Origin of the sequence: Streptomyces sp. BPTC-684 (assembly GCF_030028635.1) — a bacterium.
In the GTDB taxonomy this organism is placed as follows: Bacteria; Actinomycetota; Actinomycetes; order Streptomycetales; family Streptomycetaceae; genus Streptomyces; species Streptomyces noboritoensis.
Genome location: NZ_CP124863.1, coordinates 4,317,979 through 4,342,271, shown reverse-complemented (window position 1 = coordinate 4,342,271; position 24,293 = coordinate 4,317,979). Strand labels below are relative to the sequence as shown.

19 protein-coding genes are annotated in these 24,293 nt (G+C 71.2%); 6 read left to right on the top strand and 13 right to left on the bottom strand.

Annotated elements, in window-relative coordinates:
* Positions 1–3: 3 nt before the first annotated feature.
* The gene (locus tag QIY60_RS19075; RefSeq protein ID WP_283143542.1) at positions 4–1,317 is read right to left on the bottom strand and encodes a glucarate dehydratase family protein; all 1,314 of its coding nucleotides are present in this window, start codon (positions 1,315–1,317) and stop codon (positions 4–6) included.
* 258 nt (positions 1,318–1,575) lie between these two features.
* On the opposite strand from QIY60_RS19075, the gene QIY60_RS19070 reads away from it, so the two are divergent.
* Positions 1,576–2,184: a hypothetical protein gene (locus tag QIY60_RS19070; RefSeq protein WP_283143541.1), complete on the top strand. Its 609-nt coding sequence runs from the start codon at positions 1,576–1,578 to the stop codon at positions 2,182–2,184.
* 69 nt (positions 2,185–2,253) lie between these two features.
* Here QIY60_RS19070 and QIY60_RS19065 read toward each other — a convergent pair whose 3' ends face one another.
* The 8 genes from QIY60_RS19065 to hrcA all read right to left on the bottom strand — a co-directional run bounded on the left by QIY60_RS19065 (position 2,254) and on the right by hrcA (position 9,497).
* Positions 2,254–3,261: an adenosine deaminase gene (locus QIY60_RS19065; RefSeq protein WP_283143540.1), complete on the bottom strand. Its 1,008-nt coding sequence runs from the start codon at positions 3,259–3,261 to the stop codon at positions 2,254–2,256.
* Between the two features lie 59 nt (positions 3,262–3,320).
* Positions 3,321–4,232: a ribonuclease Z gene (locus QIY60_RS19060; RefSeq protein ID WP_283143539.1), complete on the bottom strand. Its 912-nt coding sequence runs from the start codon at positions 4,230–4,232 to the stop codon at positions 3,321–3,323.
* A gap of 15 nt (positions 4,233–4,247) precedes the next feature.
* Complete coding sequence (locus tag QIY60_RS19055) at positions 4,248–4,607, bottom strand: histidine triad nucleotide-binding protein (RefSeq protein ID WP_283143538.1); 360 nt, start codon at positions 4,605–4,607, stop codon at positions 4,248–4,250.
* A 106-nt stretch (positions 4,608–4,713) separates the two neighbouring features.
* On the bottom strand, positions 4,714–5,223 hold the full coding sequence (locus QIY60_RS19050) for a hypothetical protein (RefSeq protein WP_229848856.1): 510 nt from the start codon (positions 5,221–5,223) through the stop codon (positions 4,714–4,716).
* A gap of 75 nt (positions 5,224–5,298) precedes the next feature.
* On the bottom strand, positions 5,299–6,051 hold the full coding sequence (locus QIY60_RS19045; protein WP_283143537.1) for a 16S rRNA (uracil(1498)-N(3))-methyltransferase: 753 nt from the start codon (positions 6,049–6,051) through the stop codon (positions 5,299–5,301).
* Positions 6,052–6,061: 10 nt separating this feature from the next.
* Positions 6,062–7,138, bottom strand: a complete 1,077-nt coding sequence (locus tag QIY60_RS19040; protein WP_283143536.1) for a nitronate monooxygenase — start codon at positions 7,136–7,138, stop codon at positions 6,062–6,064.
* 205 nt (positions 7,139–7,343) lie between these two features.
* Positions 7,344–8,480, bottom strand: a complete 1,137-nt coding sequence (gene dnaJ / locus QIY60_RS19035; protein ID WP_067158864.1) for a molecular chaperone DnaJ — start codon at positions 8,478–8,480, stop codon at positions 7,344–7,346.
* On the bottom strand, positions 8,481–9,497 hold the full coding sequence (gene hrcA / locus QIY60_RS19030; protein ID WP_190092499.1) for a heat-inducible transcriptional repressor HrcA: 1,017 nt from the start codon (positions 9,495–9,497) through the stop codon (positions 8,481–8,483). It abuts the gene before it with no gap.
* A gap of 190 nt (positions 9,498–9,687) precedes the next feature.
* On the opposite strand from hrcA, the gene QIY60_RS19025 reads away from it, so the two are divergent.
* On the top strand, positions 9,688–10,410 hold the full coding sequence (locus QIY60_RS19025; RefSeq protein WP_283143535.1) for an MBL fold metallo-hydrolase: 723 nt from the start codon (positions 9,688–9,690) through the stop codon (positions 10,408–10,410).
* A 47-nt stretch (positions 10,411–10,457) separates the two neighbouring features.
* Complete coding sequence (locus tag QIY60_RS19020) at positions 10,458–11,276, top strand: DUF3097 domain-containing protein (RefSeq protein ID WP_283143534.1); 819 nt, start codon at positions 10,458–10,460, stop codon at positions 11,274–11,276.
* A 282-nt stretch (positions 11,277–11,558) separates the two neighbouring features.
* Here QIY60_RS19020 and hemW read toward each other — a convergent pair whose 3' ends face one another.
* Positions 11,559–12,791 carry a radical SAM family heme chaperone HemW gene (hemW, locus tag QIY60_RS19015; RefSeq protein WP_283143533.1) on the bottom strand — a complete coding sequence of 411 codons (1,233 nt, stop codon included), beginning with the start codon at positions 12,789–12,791 and terminating at the stop codon, positions 11,559–11,561.
* Positions 12,792–12,823: 32 nt separating this feature from the next.
* Complete coding sequence (locus QIY60_RS19010) at positions 12,824–14,713, bottom strand: SpoIIE family protein phosphatase (RefSeq protein WP_283143532.1); 1,890 nt, start codon at positions 14,711–14,713, stop codon at positions 12,824–12,826.
* Positions 14,714–14,922: 209 nt separating this feature from the next.
* On the opposite strand from QIY60_RS19010, the gene QIY60_RS19005 reads away from it, so the two are divergent.
* Together QIY60_RS19005 and QIY60_RS19000 are read left to right on the top strand one after the other, a co-directional pair.
* Positions 14,923–18,993 carry a HAMP domain-containing protein gene (locus tag QIY60_RS19005; protein WP_283146002.1) on the top strand — a complete coding sequence of 1,357 codons (4,071 nt, stop codon included), beginning with the start codon at positions 14,923–14,925 and terminating at the stop codon, positions 18,991–18,993.
* 9 nt (positions 18,994–19,002) lie between these two features.
* Entirely contained in the window at positions 19,003–19,584 is a 582-nt protein-coding gene (locus QIY60_RS19000; RefSeq protein WP_283143531.1) for a response regulator, read from the top strand.
* A gap of 138 nt (positions 19,585–19,722) precedes the next feature.
* On the opposite strand, the gene QIY60_RS18995 is transcribed toward QIY60_RS19000, so the two are convergent.
* Together QIY60_RS18995 and lepA are read right to left on the bottom strand one after the other, a co-directional pair.
* The gene (locus tag QIY60_RS18995) at positions 19,723–21,609 is read right to left on the bottom strand and encodes a long-chain fatty acid--CoA ligase (RefSeq protein WP_283143530.1); all 1,887 of its coding nucleotides are present in this window, start codon (positions 21,607–21,609) and stop codon (positions 19,723–19,725) included.
* 191 nt (positions 21,610–21,800) lie between these two features.
* Positions 21,801–23,666 carry a translation elongation factor 4 gene (gene lepA / locus QIY60_RS18990; RefSeq protein ID WP_283143529.1) on the bottom strand — a complete coding sequence of 622 codons (1,866 nt, stop codon included), beginning with the start codon at positions 23,664–23,666 and terminating at the stop codon, positions 21,801–21,803.
* A gap of 207 nt (positions 23,667–23,873) precedes the next feature.
* Here lepA and rpsT point away from each other — a divergent pair, with 207 nt between their 5' ends.
* Positions 23,874–24,143, top strand: a complete 270-nt coding sequence (rpsT, locus tag QIY60_RS18985) for a 30S ribosomal protein S20 (RefSeq protein WP_283143528.1) — start codon at positions 23,874–23,876, stop codon at positions 24,141–24,143.
* Positions 24,144–24,293: the final 150 nt, after the last annotated feature.

Here is a 24,293-nt window from a genome sequence, read left to right as displayed (position 1 = left end):
TCCCTACCAGCGCGGCAGGGTGGGCGTACGCCACTGTTCGTACCCGGGGGCCAGCCTCATCGCGGCGGCGTCGTCGCGGTCGCGCAGGGTGCCGTCGTCGGCGAGCCAGCGCCGGTGGAGGCGGTCGAGCGCGTCCGGGTCGAGGGTGACGCCGAGGCCCGGGGCGTCGGAGACGGCGAGCCGCCCGTCCCGGAAGGCAGGGCGATCCACGACGACGTCCTCGCTCTGCCAGGGGTAGTGGCTGTCGCAGGCGTAGTCGAGGTTGGGCACGGTCGCGGCGACGTGGGTCATCGCGGCGAGGCTGATGCCCATATGGGTGTTGGAGTGCATGGAAAGCCCCACCCCGAAGGTGCGGCAGATCGCGGCCAGCTCCCGGGTGTTGCGCAGCCCGCCCCAGTAATGATGATCGCTGAGGACGACCTGCACGGCGTCGCGGAGAAAGGCCTCCCGGACCTCCCCGAAGGTGGTCACGCACATATTGGTGGCGAGCGGAACGTCCGTACCCGCCGAGACCTCCGCCATCGCGCGCGTGCCGGACGCCGGGTCCTCCAGATACTCCAGTACGTCCGCGAGCTCGGCGGCGACGCGCAGCGAAGTGGCCGCGCTCCAGCCGCCGTTCGGGTCGAGCCGCAGCGGATGCCCCGGGAAGGCCTCGGCGAGCGCCCGGATCGCGGCGACCTCCTGCTCGGGCGGGAAGACGCCGCCTTTGAGCTTGAACGAGCCGAACCCGTACTCGCGCACGAACCGCCGGGCCTGCGCCACGATCCCGGCGGGGTCGACGGCAGCCCCCCAGTCGTCCTTCTCGCTCGCCCCTCCCGGGTGTTCGGCCCACCGGTAGAAGAGATAGGCGCTGTACTCCACGCTGTCGCGGACCTTGCCGCCGAGGAGCGTGTGCACGGGCAGGCCGAGCGCCTTGCCGAGCGCGTCGAGGCAGGCGACCTCGAAGGCGGAGACGACGGAGAGCCGCAGCTTGTCGGCGCTCTGCACCCCGCGCAGCCCGCCGACGTCCACGGAGTGATCGACGCGGGCCTCGTCCACAGGCAGATTGTTCATAAGCGTGAACAGCCCGTTGAGGTCGGAGAGGTCGTGCCGGGCGGCGAGGAGGGAGGCGGCGTACGGCCGGGCGAGTTCGAGGTACTTGGTGTCGCCATAGGTCTCTCCCACGCCGGTGACGCCGCTGTCCGTGACGACTTCGACGACGAGGCGGGGGGTGTACGGCTGGTGCACGCCCTGGACGTTGAGGAGCGGGGGGTCGGAGATGAGGACGGGGGTGAGCCGGATGTCGACGATGGCGTGCCGCTGCGGATGTGCATCCATGGGATTGGAGACTAGATATGTGAACGAGAGGGGGTCAAGGGGATGGCCGGGAGCGCAGGCAGGGGGAGTGGGGGTCACCCACTCCCCCTCCCACCAAACAAAATATGACCTAGATCACCAATCCACGGCTTTCGCGCACTCGGGGTGCTTGATACAAGTTGGGCCGCGTTCCCGTACGTGACAACACCGGGCGCATCCCCCCTCTTTGAACTTTCTCCGCACCTTCTGCCCGTTCGGGCACCGCTCCCTGGAACGCCCATGTCCGCACGCCCTCGTGCCGCCTGGCCGCTGGTCGCCGTCTTCACGGCCGGCTACCTCGCCGCGTATCTGCTCCCGACCGTCGTGGGCCGCCTCTCCTCGGGCCTCGGCCTCTCCCCCACACAGGCCGGACTCATCGGCTCCACGCTGCTGTTGAGCTCGGCGGCGGCGGGCTTCGCGACGGCCGGGGCGCTGTATCTGACGATCCCGCGCCTCGGGGGCGGGCACGGGGTCCCGTTCGCGGCGATCGGGATGGTGGCGGGGTTGGCGTGGCCGGCGACGACGCGCCTGCCGGGTCCGGCCCCGGTCCACGCCACCGGGCGTGGCGAGATCCTGTGGAACGTCTTCTACCCGGTGGTGCTCTCGTACTTGCTGGCCTTGGCGGCGTCCCTGGACCCCCGCGGCCGCTGGGCGGTCCTGGCGCTGGGGGTGGCGTGCGGGCCCCTGACGGGGAGCGTGCTGTCGTCGGCGGCGGGGTTCGGGGGGATGGGGGCGGTGCTGGGGGCACTGCTGCTGGCTGTGGCCGCACCACTGACGCTACTGGCGTCCCGCCCGCGCCGGGCGCGGGTGGTTCGGCCTGGGGGTGGGGAGTTCGGCCTGTCGGTGTGAGGGGTTACGGGGGTGCGGGGGTGCAGCCCCCGGGAAAACCACCTTCACCCTTCCCCACCCCCGGAGGGTCTAGGGAAGGGGCGGGGTGGGGAACTCGTACGCCTCGACCTCCGCCAGGTACCCCTCCCGCACCCCCTCCTCCCCCTCCAAAAACGCCGCCAGGAACGAGTTCCGAGCGAGGACCCGCAGGTCCTCCGAAGACAGCCCCAGCGCCTTCCCGACCGCGTCGAACGTATCCCCCACGTACCCCCCGAAATACGCCGGATCGTCAGAGTTCACCGTGCACAGAAGCCCCGCATCCATCATCCGCCGCAACGGATGCGCCGACAGCTCGGACACCGCCCGCAGCCGCACGTTCGAGAGGGGGCACAGCGTCAGCGGGATCCGGTCGCGGACCAGGCGGGCGACCAGCGACGGGTCCTCCAGGGCCCGCAGCCCGTGGTCCACCCGCTCCACCCCCAGCACGTCGAGCGCCTCGGTGATGTACGACGGCGGCCCCTCCTCCCCCGCGTGCGCCACCTTCCGCAGCCCCAGCGAGTCCGCCACCGCGTACACCTCGCGGAACTTCGCCGGCGGATGCCCGACCTCCGCCGAGTCGAGGCCGATGCCCACGATCCGGTGCAGATACGGCCGCGCCGCCTCCAGCGTCTCCAGGGCGGACTCGGCCGACTGGTCGCGCAGGAAGCAGAGGATCAGCCGAGTGGAGATGCCGTGGCGCTCCTGACTCCGGTCCAGGGCCCGGCCGAGCCCCTCCACCACCGTCCCGATCGGCACGCCGCGCGCCGTGTGCGCCTGCGGGTCGAAGAAGATCTCCGCGTGCCGCACCCCCTGCGCCGCCGCCCGCGCCAGATACGCCTCCGCCAGCGCCTCGAAGTCGTCCTCCGTACGCAGCACCGCCATCAGCGAGTAGTACAGGTCGAGGAAGGACTGCAGGTCGTCGAAGAGGTACGCCTTGCGCAGCTCCTCGGTGTCCGCGTACGGCAGCCGCACACCGTTGCGCGCGGCCAGTTCGAAGGCGAGCTCGGGTTCGAGGGTGCCTTCGATGTGGAGGTGGAGTTCGGCTTTGGGGAGGGGCATGGGTGCACTTTCCTGAAAGGAGCAAAGGGGCTACGGCGAAATCCGCTCGGACAACGCAACTACGGCGCACGTCTCGGCAACGGCACCCGCATCAGATCCGCCGCGATCGTCAGCTCCCCCTCGAACCCCGCCCCCCGCGCCTGCCGCTCGAACTCGGCCGGGTCCGCGTACCGCTGCGAGAAGTGGGTGAGGACGAGGTGGCGGACCCCCGCGTCCCGGGCCACCACAGCCGCCTGACCTGCCGTCAGATGCCCGTGGTCCTCCGCCAGCCGTACGTCCTCGTCCAGGAACGTCGACTCGATCACCAGCATGTCGCAGCCCTCCGCCAGCGCGGGCACGCCGTCGCAGAGCCGGGTGTCCATGACGAAGGCGAACCGCTGTCCGCGCCGCGTCTCGCTGACGTCGTCGAGCGTGACCCCGCCGAGCGCGCCCTCGCGCTGGAGGCGGCCCACGTCCGGCCCGGCGATGCCGTGCTCGGCCAGGAGCGCGGGCAGCATCCGGCGCCGGTCCGGCTCGGTGATCCGGTAGCCGTACGACTCGACCGGGTGCGAGAGCCGCCGCGCTTCGAGCGTGTACGCGTCGGTCGCGGCCGGCACCGCCCCCTCGCCGTCCACCGGCACCTGCGCCAGCTCGACCGTCTCGCGGTAGGCCGTGGCGTACCGCAGCCGGTCGAAGAAGTGCTGCCCGCTCGCCGGATAGTGCGCGGTGACCGGGTGCGGCACGCGGTCGAGGTTGATCCGCTGGATCACCCCGGCGAGCCCCAGCGAGTGGTCGCCGTGGAAGTGCGTGACGCAGATCCGGTCGATGTCGTGCGCGGCCACACCGGCCCGCAGCATCTGCCGCTGGGTGCCCTCGCCGGGGTCGAAGAGGATGCCCTCGCCGTCCCAGCGCAGCAGATAGCCGTTGTGGTTGCGGTGCCGGGTCGGGACCTGGCTGGCGGTGCCGAGCACCACCAATTCGCGTACGGACACGTGCGGTTACCGGTCCTATCCCGGCGGCCACTGCAGGCCGCGCCCGCCGAGCAGGTGGGCGTGCGCGTGGAAGACGGTCTGGCCCGCGCCGCTGCCGGTGTTGAAGACGATCCGGTACCCGCTGCCGTCGATCTTCTCGGCGGCGGCGATCTCCCCGGCCTCGCGCAGCAGATCGGCGGCGATCGCCGGCTCGGCCGCGGCGAGCGAGGCGGCGTCGGGGTGGTGGACGCGCGGGATGACGAGGATGTGCGTCGGCGCCTGGGGGTTGATGTCGCGGAACGCCACGACGGTCTCGGTCTCCCGGACGACGGTCGCCGGGACGTCCCCCGAGACGATCTTGCAGAACAGGCAGTCCGCCTGCGGCTCTCCGGCCACGGTCCTGAGCTCCTCGGTCGCGGTGGAACAGTGGATCAGTCACAGGCATGCTACTGACGTCCGCCCGCCGATCCCCACTCGCCCCGTACTCATCCGTCCCGGTTCGTCACTTGCCCTTGAACGACTCCGTCACGGTCACCGTGACCGTCACCGTCGGGCGGCTGCCCGGTTTGCCCGGGGGCCTGGGCGTGTTCTTGGTGGGGAGCGGGGCGTTGCAGTCGCCCAGGACGCTCGCGTGGAAGACCGTGCGGTCCGCGACCTTCGCCGTCAGGTCGCCGCGTACGCAGCGGTCCTCGCGCTCCTCCGTGACCTTGCCGGTGACGTTGATCTTCTTGTTGTCGTCGGTGCGGCCCCGGCAGTCGACCGTGGCGACCGAGCGGGTCGAACCGGCCGACGGGGTACGGGTCGAGGTGCCGCCGCCGTCGATCTTCGCCGTGCACGTCAGGTAGCGCACCTTGACGCCGTCGTGCTCCAGCTTGCTCGTCGCGACCTTGTCGGTGGTCACCGAGACGGTGACCGAGCTCATGCCGCCGACCGGGTCGCAGGCCGCGGCCCCGACGGCGGCCGCCCCGGCCAGACCGAGCGCGGCGAGCGCGCGCCGGTGGCGCAGCGGCAACGTTGCGTATCTCCTTGCCCCCATACGCGCCAGCGTCCCACCACCGCGCCGGGCGCGGTAGACGGCTTTACGACGTCACGACCAGCGGCCGGTGCGCCCCATCAGCAGTGCGGCCGCCGCCGTGCCCGCCGTGGAGGTGCGCAGAACGCTCGGGCCGAGCCGGTACGGCTGGGCGCCCGCCTGCGCGAAGGCCGCCAACTCCTCGGGGGAGACGCCCCCTTCGGGGCCCACCACCAGGACGATCTCCCCGTGGTCGGGAAGCCCGGCCGTGGCCAGCGGCTCGCTCGGGGCGTCCCGGTCCTCGTGCAGCACGGCGGCGAAATCAGCCGTGGCCAAAAACGCGACAACCTGCTTGGTCGTCATCGCGTCCCGTACCTCCGGGAACCGCACCCGGCGCGACTGCTTGCCCGCCTCCCGGGCCGTGGCGCGCCACTTGGCGAGGGACTTGGCGCCCCGGTCGCCCTTCCACTGCGTGATGCAGCGCGAGGCCTGCCACGGCACCACGGCGTCGACGCCGGTCTCGGTCATCGTCTCGACCGCGACCTCGCCCCGGTCGCCCTTGGGCAGCGCCTGGACGACGGTGATCCGCAGCTCGGGCTCGGGCTCCTGCATCACCGAGTCGAGCTGGACGATCAGGCGGTCCTTGCCCTCGGTCTCCAGGACCACGCAGTCCGCCCAGTTCCCGAGCCCGTCGGTGAGCACCACGTCCTCACCGGGGTTGAGCCGCTTCACGGAGACGGCGTGCCGCCCCTCGGGCCCGTCCAGGACGTACCGGCCGCCCGGCCCGGACTCGCGGAAACGGTCGACGACGAAGACCGGGGCGGTCATGACGCACTCCTCATGTGTTTCGGTTTCTCGATGCGGCGGCCAACGCGGCGAGCGCCGCGTCCAGTTCGGCCGCCAGGACCTCCACCAGCTGCCCGGCAGGCAGCTCCCGCGCCAGCCGGTGCCCCTGGCCCGCCCACAGCGCCATGCCCTGGGCGTCGCCCGCCGCCGCGGCGGCCCGCCGCAGCCCGGCGGTGAGCTGGTGCACCTCCGGATAGGCGGCCGGGGCGTACGGCCCGTGCTCGCGCATGAAACGGTTCACCAGGCCGCGGGCCGGGCGTCCGGAGAACGCCCGCGTCAACTCCGTACGGACGAAGAGGGGGTTGGTCAGCGCCTGCTTGTGCAGCGCGTGCGCGCCGGACTCGGGGCAGGCCAGGAACGCCGTGCCGAGCTGCGCCGCGTCCGCGCCCGCCGCGAGCACCGCCGCGATCTGGGCGCCGCGCATCAGCCCGCCGGCCGCGATGACCGGAAGCCGTACGTTCTCGCGGACCTGGGTGATCAGGGAGAGCAGCCCGATGCCGGAGCCGTCGGCCTGCGGGTCGTCGCGGTGGGTCGACTGGTGCCCGCCGGCCTCTATCCCCTGCACGCACACGGCGTCGGCCCCGGCGCCCTGCGCGGCCAGCGCCTCGTCGGCGGTGGTCACGGTGACGACGGTGTACGTGCCGAGCGCGGCGAACGCGGCGAGCACCTCGCGCTCGGGGCAGCCGAAGGTGAAGGAGACGGCCGCGACCGGGTCCTCGCGCAGGATCGCCAGCTTGGCCTCGTAGCCGTCGTCGCCACCGGAGTCGGCGTCGCCCAGCGGCGTCTCGTACCAGGTGGCCTCGCCCGCCAGCTGGCTGCGGTACACCTCGATGACGGCCGGGTCGGTGTGCGGCGGCTGCGGCATGAACAGGTTGACCCCGAACGGCCGCCCGGTGAGCCCGCGCAGCTGCTTGATCTCCTGGTACATGCCGTCGGCCGTCTTGTAGCCGGCGGCCAGGAACCCGAGTCCGCCGGCGTCGCCGACCGCGGCGGCCAGACCGGGGGCGGAGACGCCACCGGCCATGGGAGCCTGCACGATCGGATACCGGCAGAGATCGGTCAAAGCCATGCCCGCATCGTGCCACGGGCACGCTCCGGCACCGAATCGCCCGCCCTCCCTGGGCTCCGCCCCGGCCCCTCTTGACCTGCGGGCCGGTGAGGGCTGGTCGCGCCCACGCGGCGGAGCCGCAAATCGATACAGCCCCGCGCCCCTGACTACCTAGGGGCGCGGGGAACTGCGCGAGCAACCCAGCACGGTCCGCAGCCGACAGGCCTCAGCGACCGTTGAACGCGTCCTTCAGCCGGGAGAACAGACCCTGCTGACCCGGCTGGAACTGGCCCAGGGGGCGCTCCTCGCCGCGCAGCTTGGCCAGCTGGCGGAGCAGGTCCTCCTGCTGCGGGTCCAGCTTGGTCGGCGTGGTGACCTCGACGTGGACGATCAGATCGCCCCGGCCGCCGCCGCGCAGATGCGTCACACCGCGCCCGTGCAGCGGGATGGACTGGCCCGACTGCGTGCCCGGGCGGATGTCCACCTCCTCCATGCCGTCCAGCGTCTGCAGCGGCACCTTGGTGCCGAGCGACGCCGCCGTCATGGGGATCGTCACCGTGCAGTGCAGATCGTCGCCACGGCGCTGGAAGACGTCGTGGTTGAGCTCGTGGATCTCCACGTACAGGTCACCGGCGGGGCCGCCGCCGGGGCCGACCTCGCCCTCGCCCGCGAGCTGGATCCGGGTGCCGTTGTCGACACCGGCCGGGATCTTGACCGTGAGCGTGCGGCGCGAGCGGATGCGGCCGTCGCCGGCGCACTCCGGGCACGGCGTGGGCACGACGGTCCCGAAGCCCTGGCACTGGGGGCAGGGCCGGGAGGTCATGACCTGACCCAGGAAGGAGCGGGTGACCTGCGACACCTCACCGCGGCCGCGGCACATGTCACACGTCTGCGCCGAGGTGCCGGGGGCAGCGCCCTCGCCGGAGCAGGTCGTACACACCACCGCGGTGTCGACCTGGATCTCCTTGGTCGTGCCGAAGGCCGCCTCGTTGAGGTCGATCTCCAGGCGGATCATGGCGTCCTGGCCCCGGCGGGTGCGCGAGCGCGGGCCGCGCTGCGCCGCGTTGCCGAAGAACGCGTCCATGATGTCCGAGAAGTTCCCGAAGCCGCCCGCGCCGAAGCCGCCCGCGCCACCGCCGCCGGAGGACGACAGGGGGTCGCCGCCGAGGTCGTAGACCTGCTTCTTCTGCGGGTCCGAGAGGACCTCGTAGGCGGCGTTGATCTCCTTGAAGCGCTCCTGCGTCTTCGGGTCCGGATTCACATCCGGGTGGAGTTCGCGCGCCAGGCGCCGGAACGCCTTCTTGATCTCGTCCTGCGATGCGTCGCGGCGTACGCCCAGTACGGCGTAGTAGTCCGTGGCCACTTACGACTCCGCCAGGATCTGTCCGACGTAACGTGCCACTGCGCGTACCGCTCCCATCGTTCCGGGGTAATCCATGCGGGTCGGTCCGACCACGCCGAGTTTTGCGACGGCTTCGCCGCCCGAACCGTAGCCGACCGAGACGACGGACGTGGAGTTCAGCCCTTCATGGGCGTTCTCATGCCCGATTCGTACGGTCATGCCCGATTCCTTGGCCTCGCCGAGCAGCTTGAGGAGCACCACTTGCTCCTCCAGCGCCTCCAGCACCGGCCGGATGGTCAGGGGGAAATCGTGCCCGAAGCGGGTGAGATTGGCGGTGCCGCCGATCATCAGCCGCTCCTCGGTCTCCTCGACCAGGGTTTCGAGCAGGGTGGAGAGCACCGTCGAAACGGTTCCTCGGTCCTCCGGTTCGAAGGACTCCGGCAGGTCCTGCACCAGCTGCGGGACGTCCGCGAAGCGGCGCCCCACCACCCGGCTGTTGAGCCGGGCCCGCAGGTCCGCCAGCGAGGTCTCGCCGAACGGCGCCGGGCAGTCGACCAACCGCTGCTCGACCCGCCCGGTGTCCGTGATGAGCACCAGCATCAGTCGGGCCGGGGCCAGCGACAGCAGCTCCACGTGCCGCACGGTGGACCGCGTCAGCGACGGGTACTGCACGACGGCGACCTGCCGGGTCAGCTGCGCGAGCAGCCGCACGGTCCGCGCCACCACGTCGTCGAGGTCGACGGCCCCGTCCAGGAAGTTCTGGATGGCCCGCCGCTCCGGCGACGACAGCGGCTTGACGCCCGCGAGCCGGTCGACGAACAGCCGGTAGCCCTTGTCGGTCGGGATGCGACCCGCGCTGGTGTGAGGCTGGGCGATGAAGCCCTCCTCTTCCAGCACGGCCATGTCGTTGCGCACGGTCGCCGGGGAGACGCCCAGCGCGTGCCGCTCGGTCAGGGCCTTCGAGCCCACCGGCTCCTCGGTCCCGACGTAGTCCTGGACGATGGCGCGCAGGACCTCAAGTCTGCGTTCACTGAGCACCGCGCACACCTCCAGCTGTCGTCCCTAGGCGCTCTGCCTGGCACTCTGTGCGTTCGAGTGCCAGCAATCCCCCGGTCAGTGTACGGCCGACCGGTACACCCCTAGCAAGGGCGGCCGCCCGTGACGCTCGCGGCGCGGTGGAGCGGCGCGGCCGGGCGCTGTCCCCGACCGCCCGGGATAGCGTCACGTCATGGACGTCAGATGGGAAGAGTTCGGCTGGGAGCGGCTCGGCGACGGCGTGGGCCGCCGCAGGCTTCCGGGGTGGGACGCGACGGTGGGCCTGGTCGTCGGCGACGACGCGGTCCTGCTGTACGACACGGGGTCGACCCTGCGCGAGGGCGCCGAGCTGCGCGCCCAGGCGCAGGCGCTGCTCGGGCGCCGGGTGACGCACATCGCACTCAGCCATCCGCACTTCGACCACGTGCTCGGCACGGCCGCGTTCTCCGGGGTGGAGGTGTACGGGGCGGTGGGCATCGACCGAGTGCTCGACGGCGACGCCCTGCGCACCGACGCCGTCTCGCAGGGGGTGCCGGCCGCGCAGGCCGCCGAGGCCGCGGACCTGCTGGTGCGCCCGCACCACTTCGTGACGGGCGAGTGGACGCTGGAGCTGGGCGGGCGGCAGGTGCTGCTGGCGAACGTGGGCCCGGGCCACTCGGGCCACGACCTGGCGGTCCTGGTCCCGGGCTCCTCGGGGTCGCCGGAGATCGTCTTCTGCGGCGACCTGGTCGAGGAGTCCGGCGAGCCGCAGGCGGGCCCGGACGCGGTCCGCACCCGCTGGCCCGCCGCGCTCGACCGGCTGCTCGACCTGGGCGGCGAGGACGCGGTGTACGTGCCGGGGCACGGGGCGGTGGTGGACGCGGCGTTCGTACGGGCGCAGCGGGGCCAACTCGCGGCGAAATTCGGCGTGTCGTAGCGCCGTACACCCATATGGCCACATGAACCGCCCGTATTCTCATCCGAATGCGCAGCTACAGCCCGGATCTGACCCCGCCCTGGAAGAAGGGGACCCCGGCCCCCGAGGTGCCCGCCGAGCTCGACCTGGTCGTCGAGGAGGTGACGACCGGGTTCTGCGGGGCGGTGCTCCGCTGTGAGGCGGGGACGGTGACGCTGGAGGACCGCTTCGGCAAACAGCGCGTGTTCCCGCTGGCGGCCCGTGGGTTCCTGCTTGAGGGGAAGGTGGTCACGCTGGTACGCCCGCCGGTGCCCGCGCCTTCGCGCCCGGCGCGCACGGCGTCGGGCTCCGTGGCGGTGCCGGGGGCGCGGGCGCGGGTGGCGCGCGCGGGGCGCATCTATGTGGAAGGGCGCCACGACGCGGAGCTGGTGGAGAAGGTCTGGGGCGACGACCTGCGGATCGAGGGGGTCGTCGTCGAATACCTCTCGGGCATCGACGACCTCCCGGCGATCGTCGCGGACTTCGCCCCCGGTCCCGACGCGCGCCTCGGCGTCCTGGTCGACCACCTGGTCCCCGGCTCCAAGGAGTCCCGGATCGCGGCGGCGGTCACGGGCTCGCACGTGCTGGTGGCCGGGCATCCGTACATCGATGTGTGGGAGGCGGTGAAGCCGGGGTCGGTGGGGATCGGGTCGTGGCCGGTGGTGCCGCGGGGGGAGGACTGGAAGACGGGCGTGTGCCGGGCCTTGGGCTGGCCCCCGAACACGGGGGCGGCATGGCAGCGGATCCTGTCCGGGGTCCGCTCCTACCGGGACCTGGAGCCGACCCTGCTGGGCAGAGTGGAGGAGCTGATCGACTTCGTCACAGCCCCCACCCCGCCCCTTCCCTGAACCCTCCGGGGGTGGGTGGGGGTAAGGGTGGCATCCCGGGGGCTACGCCCCCGGACCCCCCGGGCGGGGCCTGCGGCCCCTGCACCCCGCTTCGTTCGTCTGCGGACCGTCCTGGGTTGCTCGCGCAGTTCCCCGCGCCCCTTGAATGCCGCTGCGCGGCATCCCCTGGGCGCCCCGCAGGGGCGCATTCAGGGGCGCGGGGAACTGCGCGACCAGCCCCCACCGGTCCGCAGACGAACCCCGCCCCTCCCGGAGGGCTCCGTGGGGCGGGGACACGACAGGTCAGTCCACCAGGTCCCGTACCACCCCGTCCGCCAGCAACCTCCCCCGCAGCGTCAGCACCGCCCGCCCCTCCCCGTACGGCCCGGGCTCCAGCAGCCCGTCCGACAGGGCGCGGCGGGACGCCGCAAGGCCCGCCGGGTGCAGGAGGGACAGCGCGCAGCCGTCGCGGAGGCGCAGCTCCAGGAGGATGCGCTCGACGCGGCGGTCCGACAAGGACAGGACCTCGCGGCCCGCGCCCGGCGTGCGCCCACCCGCCAGCGCCGCCGCGTACGCCCCCGGATGCTTCACGTTCCACCAGCGGACCCCGCCCACGTGGGAGTGGGCCCCCGGCCCCGCCCCCCACCAGTCCGCGCCCCGCCAGTACAGCTCGTTGTGCAGGCAGCGCCCCGCCTCCGTGGTGGCCCAGTTGGACACCTCGTACCAGTGGAAGCCCGCCGCCTCCAGCACCGAGTCCGCGATCAGATAGCGGTCCGCGTGGACGTCGTCGTCCGTCATCGGGACCTCGCCGCGGCGGATCCGGCGCGCCAGCTGGGTGCCTTCCTCGACGATCAGGGCGTAGGCGGAGATGTGGTCGGGGCCCGCCCCGACGGCCGCCGCCAGCGACTCCCGCCAGTCCTCGTCCGTCTCCCCCGGCGTCCCGTAGATCAGGTCGAGGTTGACGTGGTCGAAGCCCGCCGCCCGCGCCTCGGCGACGCACGCCTCGGGGCGACCCGGCGTGTGCGTACGGTCCAGGATCTTCAGGACGTGCTGCTTCGCGCTCTGCATGCCGAAGGAGACGCGGTTGAAGCCCCCGGCGCGCAGCTCCTCCAGATACGCCCGGTCCACCGACTCCGGGTTCGCCTCCGTCGTCACCTCCGCGTCGTCCGCCAGGCCGAACTCCTCGCGTACGGCGGACAGCATGCGGACCAGGTCGGACGCCGGCAGCAGCGTCGGCGTGCCGCCGCCCACGAAGACCGTGCGGACCGGGCGGGGGTCGTCCCCGAGCACCTTCCGGGCGAGGCGGACCTCGTCGATCAGCGTGGCCGCGTAGTTGTCCCGGGACGCCAGGACGCCGCCCGAGCCGCGCAGCTCGGTGGCGGTGTACGTGTTGAAGTCGCAGTACCCGCAGCGCGTGGCGCAGTACGGAACGTGCAGGTAGAAGCCGAGCGGCCGCTCCCCCGCGCCCTCCAGGGCGGAACCGGGCAGCGCCCCGTCCTCGGGCATGGGCTCACCATCGGGCAGTACGGAAGGCATGCCCCCATTGTCCGCCACCTTGGGGCAAGCCCTCACCGGGCCTGGAGCACGAGCAGGGCCAGGTCGTCCTCGGGCGGCGTCGTGCCGAACGCGTACACCGCCCGCTTGACGCTCTCCGCGACCCCCGTCGCCGTCATCCCCACACACCCCGCGAGCACCGTCGCGAGCCCGTCGCCGTCGTCGAACATCTGCCGCCCCGAGCGGCGCTCGGTCACCCCGTCCGTGACGCACAGCAGGGTGTCCCCGGGCATGAGCCGGAAGCTCTCGCTCTCGTACGCCGCCCCCTCCACCACTCCGATCAGCACCTGCGGCACCGCCGCCGCCCGTACCGACCCCTCGGGCCGCAGCAGCAGCGGCAGCGGGTGCCCGGCGCTCGCCAGGGTGCACACGACGCCGCCGCCCTGCTCCTGCGGCACCGGCACCAGCTCCCCGTACAGGAGGGAGAGGAAGCGCGACTGCGGGCCCTCGGCCACCTCGCGGCCGCCGGCCGCCGCGACCATCCGCGCGGCCGCCTCCGCCGCCTCGACCCCGTCGTCGACGAGCAGCTTGTTGAGGCGGTCGAGCACGTCGTGCACCGCGTACCCCTCGCGGGCGAGCAGCCGCAGCCAGGGCCGCACCAGGCCGGTGACGACCGCCGCCTCGGGGCCGCTGCCCTGGACGTCGCCGAGCGCGAAGCACCAGCGGCCGTCGGCGCCGGGGAACAGGTCGTAGAAGTCGCCGCCCGCGACCCCCTCGCCGCTTGGCTGGTAGACCAGCGCGCTGTCGACGCCCGGGATCTCCGCCACGCTCGCGGGCAGCAGCCCGCGCTGGAGCACCCGGCTGATGGTGACCTGGCGGGTGTACTGGCGCGCGGCGCCGATCGCCAGCGCCACCCGGCGCACGAAGTCCTCGACGAGCCCGGTGACCTCGTCGGGGATGCGCGCCATCCCGCCCCGCCCCAGCATGAGCACGCCGACGGCCCGGCCGCCCGCCACCATCCGGTACGCCAGCGCCGCCCCGTCGTCGCCGTCCCGCGGGCCCGGCCACGGCATCGGGACCGGGCCGCCGCGCGCCGACTCCGGCAGCCGGGGCGGTTCCTTCTCCAGGACCGCCCGCAGCTCCTCGATCCCGGACTCGCGGGCGTGCCACACCCGGGCGAGGCGGGGCTCGCCGACCGGGCCGCCCGCCTCCGGGTCGAGCCAGATCGCGCACCAGTCGCAGAGCCGGGGCACCAGGAGCTGTCCGGCGAGCGCCGCGATCATGTCCTCGTCGAACTGGCCCGCCAGCAGGTCGGACGCCTCCGCCAGGAAGGAGAGGGCGCCCCGGTTCACCCAGTCGCGGTCCGGCCCGGAGGGGGCGCCGCGCGGCGGGGTGGCCAGTATCTCGGCGGCGCGCAGGCCGCGTTGGAGCCGCTCGTCGGAGCCCGGGTCCCCGTCGGAGCGGGAGGCGTCGTCCACGTCGAGGAGCAGCCGCGCCCACACCGTCTTCAGTCCGGTGCGGTAGGTGATCCCCCAGCACTCCGCGAGCGCCGCCACCAGGTGCAGCCCCCGCCCGTACTCCGGTGCGCCCGGCTCGCGCGCCCCGCGCGGCTCGTTGCGTACGACCCTGGAGGGGTGGTGGTCGGAGACCTCGATCACCACCGCGCCCGGCTCGTCCCCGGCGGGCGGCTCCAGGCGGCAGACCAGCTCGACGGTGGTGCCGGCGTGCACCACGGCGTTGGTGACCAGCTCGTTGACGAGTATCGCCGCGTCGTCGACGGCCCGGTCGTCGAGCCGGGCCACGCCGGGCGCCCCCTGGGCCGTCCAGTCGGCGAGCGCGGCCCGCACGAAGCGGCGGGCGGCGGACGGGGCGAGCGGGTTGCCGGGCAGACTGGTGCGGGCGGCGGACCCGCTCCCGCGCTCCGCGGCGTCGGGGGAGGGCGCCGGACGGAGTGGGCGGTTCACGCTCTCCCGCTGCGTTGGAATGGACCCCACGGTGCGGCTCCTGATCGGTTCTCACATTGCGCACCTCATGACACCGACAGAGTGACAGACTGAGCGTGCCCATAAGCGCCGAGTCACCGAAGTGGGCCGAGATGAACAGAGACAGTGCCGTGCCTTCCGGGGGCGGAGACTGGATCCGCGCACTGGAGTTACGCCCGCTGCTTGCCGCGATGACCGCGCTGCGCGACGGCGACTTCGGGGTCCGGCTCCCGGAGACCCACGAGGGCATACCCGCCGAACTGGCGGCGATCTTCAACCAGGTCGCCGTGCGCAACCAGCACCTCACCGACGAGCTGCTGCGGGTGCGCCGCGAGGTGGTCCGCCACGGGCGCCTGGACGAGCGGCTGGCGGCCAGCCCCGGGCAGGGCGCCTGGCAGGCCGGGGTGACGAGCGCGAACACACTGATCGACGCCCTGGTCGTACCGGCGGCGAACGCCACGCGCGTCCTGGACGCGGTGGCGGGCGGCGATCTGACCCAGCGGGTCGATCTCCACGACGGCAACCGCCAGTTGCGCGGCGATCTTCGCCGCCTCGGCCGGGCCGTCAACAAGATGGTGGACCAGCTCTCCCTGTTCACCGGCGAGGTGACCCGGGTCGCCCGCGAAGTCGGCACCGAGGGACGGCTGGGCGGACGCGCCAAGGTGCAGGGCCTGAGCGGCAGTTGGCGGGACGTGACCGAGGCCGTCAACACCATGGCCTCCCGGCTGACCGCGCAGGTCCGCGACATCGCCGCGGTGACCACGGCGGTGGCGCGGGGCGATCTGACCCGTACGGTGACGGTCGAGGCGACCGGCGAGCTGCTCGAACTGAAGCTCACCGTGAACACGATGGTCGACCAGCTCTCCGCGTTCGCGGACGAAGTCACCCGCGTCGCCCGCGAGGTGGGCACCGAGGGTCAGCTGGGCGGGCGCGCCCAGGTCCGGGGCGTCTCCGGGGTCTGGAAGGACCTCACCGACAACGTCAACTTCATGGCGTCGAACCTCACTTCCCAGGTCCGCAACATCGCCCAGGTGACGACGGCCGTCGCCAACGGCGACCTCTCCCAGAAGATCACCGTCGACGCCCAGGGCGAGATCCTGGAGCTGAAGTCGACCATCAACACGATGGTCGACCAGCTCTCCGCCTTCGCCGACGAGGTCACCCGCGTCGCCCGCGAAGTCGGCACCGAGGGCAATCTGGGCGGGCGCGCCCAGGTCCGGGGCGTCTCCGGGGTCTGGAAGGACCTCACCGAGAACGTCAACTTCATGGCGGACAACCTGACCTCCCAGGTCCGCAACATCGCGCTCGTCTCGACGGCGGTGGCCCAGGGCGACCTCGGCAAGAAGATCACCGTCGAGGCGAAGGGCGAGATCCTCGAACTCAAGTCGACCATCAACACGATGGTCGACCAGCTCTCCGCCTTCGCCGACGAGGTCACCCGGGTCGCCCGCGAGGTCGGCACGGAAGGCAACCTCGGCGGCCAGGCGCAGGTCCGCGGAGTGTCCGGGGTGTGGAAGGACCTCACCGACAACGTCAACTTCATGGCGTCGAACCTCACTTCCCAGGTCCGCAACATCGCCCAGGTGACGACGGCCGTCGCCAACGGCGACCTGTCCAAGAAGATCACCGTCGACGCGCGCGGCGAGATCATGGAGCTCAAGGACACCGTCAACACGATGGTGGAGCAGCTGCGCGCGTTCGCGGACGAGGTCACCCGCGTCGCCCGCGAGGTCGGCACGGACGGACGGCTCGGCGGGCGCGCCCAGGTCCTCGGCGTCTCCGGCGTCTGGAAGGACCTCACCGACAACGTCAACTACATGGCGGACAACCTCACTTCGCAGGTCCGCAACATCGCCCAGGTGGCGACCGCGGTGGCCCAGGGCGACCTCTCCAAGAAGATCGACGTGGACGCGCGCGGCGAGATCCTGGAGCTGAAGACCACCATCAACACCATGGTCGACACGCTCTCCTCGTTCTCCTCCGAGGTCACCCGGGTCGCCCGCGAGGTCGGCTCGGAGGGCCAGCTGGGCGGCCAGGCCCGGGTCGAGGGCGTGTACGGCACGTGGAAGCGCCTGACCACCAACGTCAACGAGCTCGCCCTCAACCTCACCACCCAGGTCCGCGCGATCGCGGAGGTCGCCTCGGCGGTGGCCCAGGGCGACATGTCCCGCTCGATCACCGTGGAGACCCGGGGCGAGGTCTCCGAGCTCAAGGACAACATCAACCTGATGGTGTCCAACCTGCGCGAGACGACCCGCGCCAAGGACTGGCTGGAGTCGAACCTGGCCCGCCTCGCGGGTCTGATGCAGGGCCACCGCGACCTGATGGAGGTCGCCGACCTGATCCTGCGCGAGCTGACGCCGCTGGTGAACGCGCAGTACGGCGCGTTCTTCCTGGCCGACCCGGACAACGAGGGCACCCCGTCGCGTACGACGTCGACGACCAAGGGGCTCGCCTTCATCGCGGGGTACGGCTCGGCGCAGGGCGCGACCGTCGACACCACCGGCATGCCCGGCCACGGTCTGGTCCGCCAGGCGGCCCTGGAGAAGAAGCGGATCCTGTTCGAGGAGGCGCCGCCCGACTACATCAAGATCAGCTCGGGTCTCGGCGAGGCGTCCCCGGCCAGTGTCGTGATCATCCCGATCCTCTTCGAGGACAAGCTCCTCGGCGTGATCGAACTGGCCTCCTTCTCCCGCTTCTCCGACGTCCACCTGGCGTTCTTCGACCAGTTCGTGAACACCATCGGCGTCGCGATCAACACCATCATCGCCAACTCCCGTACCGAGTCGCTGCTCAGCGAGTCCCAGCGGCTCGCCATCCAGCTCCAGGAGCGCTCCGACGAACTCCAGCGCCAGCAGGCCGAGTTGCAGCGCTCCAACGCCGAGCTGGAGGAGAAGGCCGCGCTGCTGGCGACCAGCTCCCAGTACAAGTCGGAGTTCCTGGCGAACATGTCGCACGAGCTGCGCACCCCGCTCAACTCGCTGCTCATCCTGGCCCGGCTGCTCTCCGACAACCCGGACGACCACCTCTCCGACCAGGAGGTCCAGTTCGCCACCACGATCCACCGCTCCGGCTCCGACCTGCTCCAGCTGATCAACGACATCCTGGACCTGTCGAAGATCGAGGCCGGCCGGATGGACGTACGGCCCAAGAAGCTGCCGCTCATCAAGGTGCTCGACTACGTCCACGCCACCTTCCGCCCGATCACCCTCGACCGGGACCTCGCCTTCGAGGTCGCGGTGGGCGAGGACGTGCCGCGCGAGATGTACTCGGACGAGCAGCGGCTCCAGCAGATCCTGCGCAACCTCCTCTCCAACGCGATCAAGTTCACCTCCACCGGCCGCGTCGAACTCCGCGTCAGCCGGATCAAGGACCCGGACGACGGGGTGCTGGGCGGCGCGGACGACCTGATCGCCTTCGCGGTCACCGACACGGGCATCGGCATCGCACCGGAGAAACTCCCGGTGATCTTCGAGGCGTTCCAGCAGGCCGACGGGACGACCAACCGCAAGTACGGCGGCACCGGCCTCGGCCTCTCCATCAGCCGCGAGATCGCGGGCCTGCTCGGTGGCCGGATCATCGCCGAGAGCGAGCCGGGCCGCGGCTCCACCTTCACGCTGTACGTGCCGGTGCTCTACCCCGGCCATGTGACGGGCGACTTCGACCAGCCCCCGGAGCTCGACGCCGACCCGGCCGAGCCGCTCTCCTCCGAGCACGTGCTGCTGCCCGACCAGGACGACGACTGGCCGACCAGCACCAAACTGGAGGAGTGGAAGGAGGGCCGGGCGGGCCAAGTGCTGCCGGGGCGGCGGGTGTTGATCGTCGACGACGACATCCGGAACGTCTTCGCGCTCACCCATGTGCTCGGCCGCGTCGGCATGCCCGTGCTGTACGCGGAGAACGGCCGCGAGGGCATCGAGACCCTGGAGCGCAACCCGGAGGTCGAGCTGATCCTGATGGACATCATGATGCCGGAGATGGACGGGTACGAGACGATCGAGGCCATCCGCCGCAGCCCCCTGTGGACCGATCTGCCGATCGTCGCCCTCACCGCGAAGGCGATGCCCGGCGACCGCGAGAAGTCGATCGCCCGGGGCGCCAACGAATACGTGCCCAAGCCCGTCGACGTGGACCGGCTGCTCACCGTGGTCTGCGCCCTGCTCGACCCGGAGGGCGACGGGGGCTCGGGGCCGGGGAGCGCGTCCGTACCGGAGCAGTCGAGCGGCGCCGGGGAGCCCGCCGCCTCTCCGCCGACCACGTAAGGCGACACGATGAGCACAGCGGCACCGCCCGACGAACGGGCGAGCATCCTCCTCGTCGACGACATGGAGGACAACCTGATCGCGCTGGAGGCCGTCCTGGGGTCGCTCAACGAGCCGCTGGTACGGGCGCGTTCGGGCGAGGAGGCGATGAAGGCACTGCTGCGGCAGACGTTCGCGGTGGTGCTGCTCGACGTAAGGATGCCGGGGATGGACGGCTTCGAGACGGCGTCCAACATCAAGCGGCTCGACCAGACGAAGGACGTGCCGATCATCTTCCTGACCGGCAACGACGGCGACAGCGGCTATGCGTTCCGGGGGTACGCCACGGGCGCGGCGGACTTCCTCACCAAGCCGTTCGACCCCTGGGTGTTGCGCGCCAAGGTGAACGTGTTCCTGGAGCTGCACCGCAAGAACCGCCAGCTGGAGCGGCTGCTGGCGCGCGAGCAGAAGCAGCTCGGCGAGATCGCGGAGCGGCTGGCGGAGATCGAGGCGGAGCTGGCGCGCGGCTGCCTGGCCGGGGCGAGCGACCTGCACCACCAGCTGATGACCCTGGAGGAGATCATCCGGGACATGAGAAGGGGGCGCGGCTGAGCGCGTTCGGGGGCGCGGGCGGCTTCGTCCGCACCCCGGACCGTACCGGCTACGCCTCCTTGGCCCCCGAGCTGCATTCTCCCGGGGGATAACCCCCGTACCCCCAGCCGGTCCCCGGCGCGCCCCGGACCGTACCGGCTACGCCTCCTTGGCGCCCGAGTACATGCCGTCGATGAGCTCCTTGTACTGGCGCTCCACGACCGGCCGCTTCAGCTTGAGGCTGGGCGTCAGCTCGCCGTGCTCCACGTCGAGGTCGCGCGGCAGCAGCCGGAACTGCTTGATGGTCTGCCAGCGCTGAAGGCCCTCGTTCAGGCGCTTCACATAGCCCTCGATCAGCGCCACGGTCTCCTGGTCGGCGACCACTTCGGCGTACGAGCCGCTGACCCCGTGGTCCTTGGCCCAGCCCAGGATCGCGGGCTCGTCGAGGGCGATCAGCGCGGTGCAGAAGTTCCGGTCGGCGCCGAGCACCAGGATGTTGGAGACGAACGGGCAGACCGCCTTGAACTGGCCCTCGACCTCGGCCGGCGCGATGTACTTGCCGCCGGACGTCTTGATCAGGTCCTTCTTGCGGTCGGTGATCCGCAGATAGCCGTCGGGCGAGAGCTCGCCGATGTCCCCGGTGTGGAACCACCCGTCGGACTCCAGGACTTCGGCCGTCTTCTCGGGCAGCTTGTGGTAGCCCTCCATGATGCCGGGGCCGCGCAGCAGGATCTCGCCGTCGTCGGCGATGCGCACCTCAAGGCCGGGCAGCGGCTTGCCGACCGTGCCCGTGCGGTAGGCCTCGCCCGGGTTCACGAAGGAGGCGGCGCTGGTCTCGGTGAGCCCGTACCCCTCCAGGATGTGGATCCCGGCGCCCGCGAAGAAGAAGCCGATCTCGGGCGCCAGCGCGGCCGAGCCCGAGACGGCGGCGCGCAGCCGCCCGCCGAAGGCCTCGCGGATCTTCGCGTACACCAGCGCGTCCGCGACCTTGTGCTTGGCGCCGAGGCCGAACGGCACCGAAGCCTTGCCGGTGCGCCGGAAGTTGTCCTGGCTGACCTTGGCGTACTCCCGGGCCACCTCGGCCGCCCACTGGAAGATCTTGTACTTGGCGCCGCCGGCCTCCCGCGCCTTGGCGGCGACCCCGTTGTAGACCTTCTCGAAGATCCGGGGCACGGACGCCATGTACGTCGGCTGGACGACCGGCAGATTCTCGATGATCTTGTCGACCCGGCCGTCGACGGCCGTCACATGCCCGACTTCGATCTGCCCGGAGGTCAGCACCTTGCCGAAGACGTGCGCGAGCGGCAGCCACAGGTACTGCACGTCCTCGCCGCTGATCAGCCCGGTCGCCGCGATGGCCTTCGCCATGTACGACCAGTTGTCCTGCGGCAGCCGTACGCCCTTGGGGCGGCCGGTCGTGCCCGAGGTGTAGATCAGCGTGGCGAGCTGGGTGGAGGTGATGGCCGCGATCCGCTCCTTGATCGCGTCCGGGTTCTTCTCCAGATAGGCGGCGCCGCGCGCCTCCAGCTCGGCGAGGGTGAGCACCCAGCCCTCGGGGTCGCCCTCGATCGGCTCGGCGCCCGCCGCGTCGAAGACCACGACGTGCTGGAGCTCCGGCAGCTCGGCGCGGCGCTCGCGCGCCTTGGCCAGCTGGGCCGCGTTCTCCGCGAAGAGCACCCGGCTCTCGGAGTCGCCCAGGATGTACGCCGACTCCTCGGCGTTGGTCTGCGGGTAGATGGTGGTGGTCGCGCCGCCCGCGCACATCACGCCGAGGTCCGCGAGGATCCACTCGATGCGGGTGGAGGAGGAGAGCGCGACGCGCTGCTCGGAGGTCACGCCGAGATCGGCGAGCCCGGCGGCGATCGCGTAGACCCGCTCGGCGGCCTGCCCCCAGCTCAGCGACTTCCACTCGTCAGGACCCTGGCCGCCGGCGGCCGGGACCGGATGGCGATAGGCCTCCAGGTCCGGGGTGGCTTCCACCCGCTGGACGAAGAGGGCCGCCACGGACGGTGGCCGGTTCTCGATCAAGGTCTGTGTGTCGCTCACGACGTCCTCCGGGCTGGCCTGCGGCAGGGCTGCGGCTGCTTCTTGTTTAACTGGCGAGTAACCATCGGGCCGTGATCAGAGTAAAGCGCTCCCGCCCCCCGCGTAAGGGGCAGTGGAAGGTGGTTTCATAACGAACGGACCCCCACTCCGAAGAGCGGGGGTCCGTCGTGGCACAGGGGGCTACTCGCCGGTCACTTCTTCTTGCTCGCAGAGTCGTCGCTGGACAGCACCGCGATGAAGGCCTCCTGCGGAACCTCCACGGAACCGACCATCTTCATCCGCTTCTTGCCTTCCTTCTGCTTCTCGAGCAGCTTCCGCTTACGGGAGATGTCACCGCCGTAGCACTTGGCGAGGACGTCCTTGCGGATGGCGCGGATGGTCTCGCGGGCGATCACCCGGGAGCCGATCGCGGCCTGGACCGGCACCTCGAAGGCCTGCCGGGGGATGAGCTCGCGCAGCTTGGCGACGAGCCGCACGCCGTACGCGTACGCCGCGTCCTTGTGGCAGACGGCGGAGAAGGCGTCGACCTTGTCGCCGTGCAGCAGGATGTCGACCTTGACGAGGCTGGCGGACTGCTCGCCGGTGGGCTCGTAGTCGAGCGAGGCGTAGCCCCGGGTCTTGGACTTCAGCTGGTCGAAGAAGTCGAAGACGATCTCGGCGAGCGGCAGCGTGTAGCGGATCTCGACGCGGTCCTCGGAGAGGTAGTCCATGCCGAGCAGGGTGCCGCGCCGGGTCTGGCAGAGCTCCATGATCGAGCCGATGAACTCGCTGGGCGCGAGGATCGTGGCGCGCACGACCGGCTCGTACACCTCCGAGATCTTCCCCTCGGGGAACTCACTCGGATTGGTGACGGTGACTTCCTTGCCGTCTTCGAGAACGACCCGGTAGACGACGTTCGGCGCGGTGGCGATCAGGTCGAGCCCGAACTCGCGCTCCAGCCGCTCGCGGATGACGTCGAGGTGCAGCAGCCCGAGGAAGCCGACGCGGAAGCCGAAGCCCAGCGCGGCGGAGGTCTCCGGCTCGTAGACGAGCGCGGCATCGTTGAGCTGGAGCTTGTCGAGGGCCTCGCGCAGGTCCGGGTAGTCCGACCCGTCCAGCGGATACAGACCCGAGAAGACCATCGGCTTCGGGTCCTTGTACCCGCCGAGCGCCTCGGTGGCGCCCTGGTGCAGGGAGGTGATGGTGTCACCGACCTTGGACTGCCGGACGTCCTTCACACCGGTGATGAGGTATCCCACTTCACCGACACCCAGCCCGTCGGCGGGCAGCATCTCGGGCGAGTTGGTGCCGATCTCCAGGAGCTCGTGGGTGGCGCCGGTGGACATCATCCGGATCCGCTCGCGCTTGTTGAGCTGACCGTCGACGACACGGACGTACGTGACGACGCCCCGGTACGAGTCGTAGACCGAGTCGAAGATCATCGCGCGGGCGGGCGCGTCGGCCACGCCGACGGGCGCGGGCACATCGCGCACCACGCGGTCGAGCAGCGCGTCCACGCCGATACCGGTCTTGGCGGAGACCTTCAGCACGTCCTCGGGCTGGCACCCGATGAGGTTGGCCAGCTCCTCGGCGAACTTCTCGGGCTGCGCGGCGGGAAGGTCGATCTTGTTGAGCACGGGAACGATGGTGAGGTCGTTCTCCATGGCGAGGTACAGATTCGCCAGGGTCTGGGCCTCGATCCCCTGGGCGGCGTCGACGAGGAGGACGGTCCCCTCGCAGGCGGCGAGCGATCGCGACACCTCGTACGTGAAGTCCACGTGCCCGGGGGTGTCGATCATGTTCAGGATGTGTGTCCGGCCCTGGTCCGGCCCCTCGCTGGGAGCCCACGGCAGACGAACGGCCTGAGACTTGATCGTGATGCCACGCTCACGCTCGATGTCCATGCGGTCGAGGTACTGGGCGCGCATCTGCCGCTGATCGACCACACCGGTCAGCTGGAGCATCCGGTCGGCAAGGGTCGACTTGCCGTGGTCGATGTGCGCGATGATGCAGAAATTGCGGATCAGAGCCGGGTCGGTACGGCTCGGCTCGGGCACGTTGTGAGGCGTCGCGGGCACGCAGGGTCCTGATTCTTGAGACGCGGGGCGTCTCGTCTCGGGCGATGTCGGATCGATACGTAGCCCCTATCGTCCCATGGGAACGGGACTGCGCTCGGTTTGGGCCGCCAGGTGGACGGCTGGTAACCTGGGCAGCTGTGCCTCGTCCGCCCTCTCAGCGGCGAGTGTCACAACCATCTGATACATCGAACCTGAAAAGGCTCTTTCGTGGCGAACATCAAGTCCCAGATCAAGCGGAACAAGACCAACGAGAAGGCGCGCCTGCGTAACAAGGCCGTCAAGTCCGAGGTCAAGACCGCGATCCGCAAGGCCCGCGAGGCTGTCCTGGCCGGCGACGTCGAGGCGGCCGACACGGCTGTCCGCACCGCCTCCAAGAAGCTGGACAAGGCCGTCAGCAAGGGCGTCATCCACAAGAACGCCGCCGCCAACAAGAAGTCGGCGCTGGCCACCAAGGTTGCCGTCCTCAAGGCTGCCTAATTCTGTCCGGCCGGTCTCTTAGTGGCTGACCACTTGATACACCACCGGTAGGGACCCAGCGGGCCCTCTCTTCCGCTCCCGACCGGTACCTGCACCACCGCCGCACGCGGCCTGCGTTCGCCACGCGGGTGCGGCGAACAGCTTGAACAG